The following is a 4636-nucleotide window of genomic DNA, read 5'->3' as shown; positions in this document are numbered from 1 at the left end:
CAGTCTTATGGGCAGGTTACCCACGTGTTACTCACCCGTCCGCCGCTAACTTCATAAGAGCAAGCTCTTAATCGGTTCGCTCGACTTGCATGTATTAGGCACGCCGCCAGCGTTCATCCTGAGCCAGGATCAAACTCTCCAATAAAGTTAGTTTGTCTAGCTTCAAAAATAAAAATTGACGTTTTACATTTTGTTTAGTTTTCAAAGAACTTTTCGTGGAAAGATTTAATCTTACCATTTTACAACCTTTAATGTCAATAGATATTCGAAATAAATTTGTATTTATTCTATAAAAATCTATTCCGTCATTAGCGACGGATAAATAATATACCATGACTTATTCATCTTTACAACACTTTTATTAAAGTTAAAATTAACCATTTATAAAAATACATGTGAATTATAATTATACAAACCATAAAAATAACTACCTTTTAATTTTTGCTTTACTTGACATCCATCCTAGCTTTTTATTCCACGGTTTCCTTGACCACGAGCCTCTACACCCTCAAACTCCCAAAGGCAACCCCAACGGGCAAAATTCGCCCTTGTGGGACCACCTCTGGCGAGTTTGCATGAGGGTGCCCCTCATGGTCAAGGAACTTTCGCGGCATAAACGCCAGGATTCAGCGATTCCACATGCGGCGCCACCAGGATCCCTTTTTCATTTCCCCTATTTCCTCATTATTTACTTGCTGTTCAGATGAACTTATTTCTAATCTAACTTGTCTTTCTTCTATCATCATTCTTTTTAAATCTTGAATCTCTTTCATCAAATACATAAGTTGTTGATCTTTCTTATCTTCTTGTTCCTTCATTGCTTTTTCTAATTCTTCCGCAACTATTTTTCTCACTTCATTTGCTGTAAACATAGTTTGATCAAGCGTTTGTTTAAATTTGTTTTCTTGAACAATCTCCATATCAACAGCAATATATTTTTTAAACCCTTCTTTGTTTAATACTTCTAAAATCTCTTTATGAGGAATATTCTTTTTATTTCGAAGTCTATTAATAAATTTTAAAACATCGACACATTCAGAGGAAATATAGTACTTATTTTTCTCCTCCTGTTTGAACAAAATGAACTCTTCATAAATATTACAATTCCGTTTAATGGTCATTGAAGACACACCAATTTGTTTTGCCATATCCTCAGCTGAAAACCACGTCGATTCACTTTTTTCTTTAGTCATTGTTTAAATCACTCCCATCAAAACAAACAAACACTACCTGAACAATGCTCATAATCATTATTACATCAATTATTTAGATGCTGTTTAGATAAATCCTTTGTTCAGATGAACACTTACTAAAACTATCTAAACTAATAACTAAACAATAACAACGGTTTTATTTTAATTTAGGGATCCCTAAAGCCTCCCTAAATTCATAAAGAATGATATTTTATGAATGAACTTCTTTATCTACATTAACGAACAACAAAACATATATAAACAAATTAACGTTTTGTTTTTTAACATAATAATTTTTGAATAAAACATAAGTTATTTTAAAAAATTGGAAATTCCGAATCAAAAAAGAGAGAAGAGCATAAGGGGTTTTTGGTCTCAACTAAAGGTTGGGGCTAGGCAGAGCCTAGCTTAAACGTGGGTACACGAAAATTTCCAGGATGTGCACTCACTGACGACACAAAATCTTCCAATTGTCCCCATTATGTCCTTAGATGTAGACTCAGTGAGTACACAAAGTCCCCTTAATGTCTCCAGATGAGTACTCACTAAGGACATGACATTCTTAATAAATTGCAATCAAACATTACTTTAAAATACTAAAAGAAATCCATTTAAATTAAGTAAACACAAAATTATAATTTAGAAACAGAAAACAACAAAATACAAGATGCTATTCAGACGCTTTAAAATTCGTTTTAAAGGATAAAAATCTAAAATGGTATATTTTGTTGTAAAAACAAAAAAGAACGCTTAAAAAGCAAAATAAACGATTTTAAACAAAGGTTTTCGTTTGCTTTTGGGGTTGAGGCTGGTTCGTCGTGTGGGGACGAACCCCCACGTATTACGTATCTATCCATATGGTAAGTGAAATTATTGTTCGAAAGCACTAGCGGTTCGGCTCGTATAATAGCAAATTCAAGCCGATAATCATGGATAGTTGCTTTTGGATGTATCGGCTTGGTGCCGCCAAAACTCGAGCCGAAAAAAGTTTTGCAAGGATGCAGCAAAGCGAAAAGGGTGGAGATTTTCTGAAGCAAAGCGGAGGAAAATACTACCCGTTCCTTGCGGAACTTTTAGCTCTCTATATAGAGAGTGAGAAGGGACAAGCATACAAAAGTGTTAAAAAACCAATAATACCAAGGGTTTATCACACTTTTTATACTTATCAAATTTGATAAGTTTACTTATCAAATTTGATAAGTATAAAAATATAAAAAAAAGACATCTGATTGATGTCTTTTAAAAAAATTTAATCGGTAAATCTTTTAATGGTTTAGCTCTCATAATTTTTATAAATTGTATCTTTAATCCTTCTTCAATATTATCTCGATCTCCAGCATATAAAATATGAGGATTGATAAATAATGCATAAGACTTTACATTACTATTTTCTACAACACTTTCAGAACGAGCAATAATACCTTTTGTATATAGTGCTTTTACAACCCTACTTACCTTAGTTTCGCTTGTTTCTAAAGACTTTGCTAATTCTCTTTGTGTAAGCGGTAATGGTTGTTTCTTTTTAGGGTTGTCTACAATTGCATTAGATCCAAAACCTATAAAAGGAATTAAACTCATCAAAAATACAATTTCTTCATTTTTTAAATAAGATATACTCTGTAAATAACTCCAATTATCCTGAATGATTTGAACAAACTTCGCTTTATTCTTCACTTTCCGTTCAGGAACTAATTTCATTCCTCTTGAATTAGCCTTTAATTGAAGTTCATTTGCTAATTGCATTTCTTCTTCTGACAAAATCTTCGAATTCTCGATATCCCTCAGTCTTGCATTTTTTTCAACCTGTTCTAAATCAATACAATTTGTCATAATTTTTTCCTCTCTCCTAGTATTTACAACTAGTACAGAGACTTTTTTCATGTTATTATGTAATTAGAATTTTATAAAAACAAAAAAGCCTCTTATGTATAGTTGTAGCCTCGCAACTCAATTATATCATGAGTGGCTTTTTTTGTTATAACTAATAGAAAAAGAGTCCTAGATAACAAGGACTCTTTTTTCTTGTTATCAATAAATAAACTTTTAAATGAAAGATGACTTAACATCAACCATCTTTCATATCCCAGTACCAGCGTTCTTGTAACCAAGAGCAAAGTAACAATTAAAACATAAAATTCTAAAGTGAAAAGGAAAGGGGCAAGCTATGGGTTTGGCATGCCAAACCCCAAAAACTACGTTTTTGTCTTGCTAGGAAATTTCCTAGTACCTTTACCATTTTTTTGTCCTCGAAATTTCATTTCTTCGTCCTAAAACGGTTGTCGCTTTGCTCGATTTTCTATCTTTATGAAAGTAAACTTTTGCATATTAGTTTACATTCATTCCCCCGAAAATATTGACTTTACACCAAATACCCTGATATCCTCAAAATACACAACAAAAGTATACATTCAAAACACTATACATAAAGAGGTCTAAAATCCATGAACAAAAAACCACATCTCATTGATGTCCAACCCATTCGAACAAAAGAACAAATCGAAGATATGAAATGGGCTCTCAAACGTCATTGCTCAGAACGGGACTACATTTTATTCATAATTGGAATCAATACAGGTCTACGTATCAGCGATCTACTCCAAATCGAAACGCAAACCATATTAAAACTAAAGCGAAAAAAGAGAAAAGAATTCAAAATCAAAGAGGGAAAAACAAAGAAAGAACGCATGATTAATCTTACTTCTATTTTTGATGAGGTCTATTCTTATGTTCAAAACTTAGAAAGCATTTGGTTATTCCCTTCTCGAAAAGGAGATCAATCCATTAGTAAAATCCAGGCTTATCGACAATTGCAAAAAGCCGGAGATTTCGCCAGTGTAGAATCCATTGGAACTCACACTATGCGCAAAACCTTCGGTTATTGGTTCTATAAACAAACAAAAGATGTGGCTATGTTGCAAGACATACTCAATCACAGCACACCACAAATTACATTAACTTACATTGGAATTAATAAAGAAGAAAAAGACAGTATACTCGATACATTTCATATTTAAACCACAATAATACACCACAAAAAACCCCTTTTGCCTCATGCAAAAGGGGTTTTTATTTAACCTAGCGATGTCCTAGTCTCACAGGGACAAGGTCCCAACTACCATCGGCGCTGAAGAGCTTAACTTCCGTGTTCGGTATGGGAACGGGTGTGACCTCTTCGCCATCATCACTAGATATATGAAGAATATTCCTTCAAAACTAGATATCAGTGTGTAATATAAATTACTTATTGGTTAAGTCCTCGATCTATTAGTATTCGTCAGCTCCACGTGTCACCACGCTTCCACCTCGAACCTATCAACCTGATCATCTTTCAGGGATCTTACTAACTTACGTTATGGGAAATCTCATCTTGAGGGGGGCTTCATGCTTAGATGCTTTCAGCACTTATCCCTTCCGCACATAGCTACCCAGCTATGCCCTTGGCA

3 protein-coding genes and 3 rRNA genes are annotated in these 4636 nt (G+C 33.7%); 1 reads left to right on the top strand and 5 read right to left on the bottom strand.

The genetic code is table 11. The features are described from left to right. The 3 genes from KFD70_RS28950 to KFD70_RS28940 form a co-directional block, all read right to left on the bottom strand. A 16S ribosomal RNA gene (locus tag KFD70_RS28950) occupies positions 1-145 on the bottom strand; the annotation flags it as partial. Between the two features lie 481 nt (positions 146-626). Further along, positions 627-1193: a hypothetical protein gene (locus KFD70_RS28945; protein WP_336454631.1), complete on the bottom strand. Its 567-nt coding sequence runs from the start codon at positions 1191-1193 to the stop codon at positions 627-629. A 1239-nt stretch (positions 1194-2432) separates the two neighbouring features. Then, positions 2433-3023, bottom strand: a complete 591-nt coding sequence (locus KFD70_RS28940) for a helix-turn-helix domain-containing protein (protein WP_098689690.1) — start codon at positions 3021-3023, stop codon at positions 2433-2435. A gap of 611 nt (positions 3024-3634) precedes the next feature. Between KFD70_RS28940 and KFD70_RS28935 the strand changes: the two genes are divergently transcribed. Further along, positions 3635-4207, top strand: a complete 573-nt coding sequence (locus KFD70_RS28935; RefSeq protein WP_336454632.1) for a tyrosine-type recombinase/integrase — start codon at positions 3635-3637, stop codon at positions 4205-4207. Positions 4208-4266: 59 nt separating this feature from the next. Here KFD70_RS28935 and rrf read toward each other — a convergent pair. Both rrf and KFD70_RS28925 read right to left on the bottom strand, forming a co-directional pair. Next, positions 4267-4382: ribosomal RNA gene (gene rrf, locus KFD70_RS28930) — 5S ribosomal RNA — on the bottom strand. Positions 4383-4437: 55 nt separating this feature from the next. After that, a 23S ribosomal RNA gene (locus tag KFD70_RS28925) occupies positions 4438-4636 on the bottom strand; the annotation flags it as partial.

The sequence above is a fragment of the Bacillus pfraonensis genome (genome assembly GCF_050768835.1).
Lineage (GTDB): Bacteria > Bacillota > Bacilli > Bacillales > Bacillaceae_G > Bacillus_A > Bacillus_A pfraonensis.
Note: the sequence above shows the minus strand (reverse complement) of the source record. Positions and strands in the feature narration are given on the sequence as shown.

Coding starts and splice junctions, on each gene's coding strand:
- KFD70_RS28945 (WP_336454631.1), bottom strand. CDS start 1,193: ATGACTAAAGAAAAAAGTGAATCGACGTGGTTTTCAGCTGAGGATATG.
- KFD70_RS28940 (WP_098689690.1), bottom strand. CDS start 3,023: ATGACAAATTGTATTGATTTAGAACAGGTTGAAAAAAATGCAAGACTG.
- KFD70_RS28935 (WP_336454632.1), top strand. CDS start 3,635: ATGAACAAAAAACCACATCTCATTGATGTCCAACCCATTCGAACAAAA.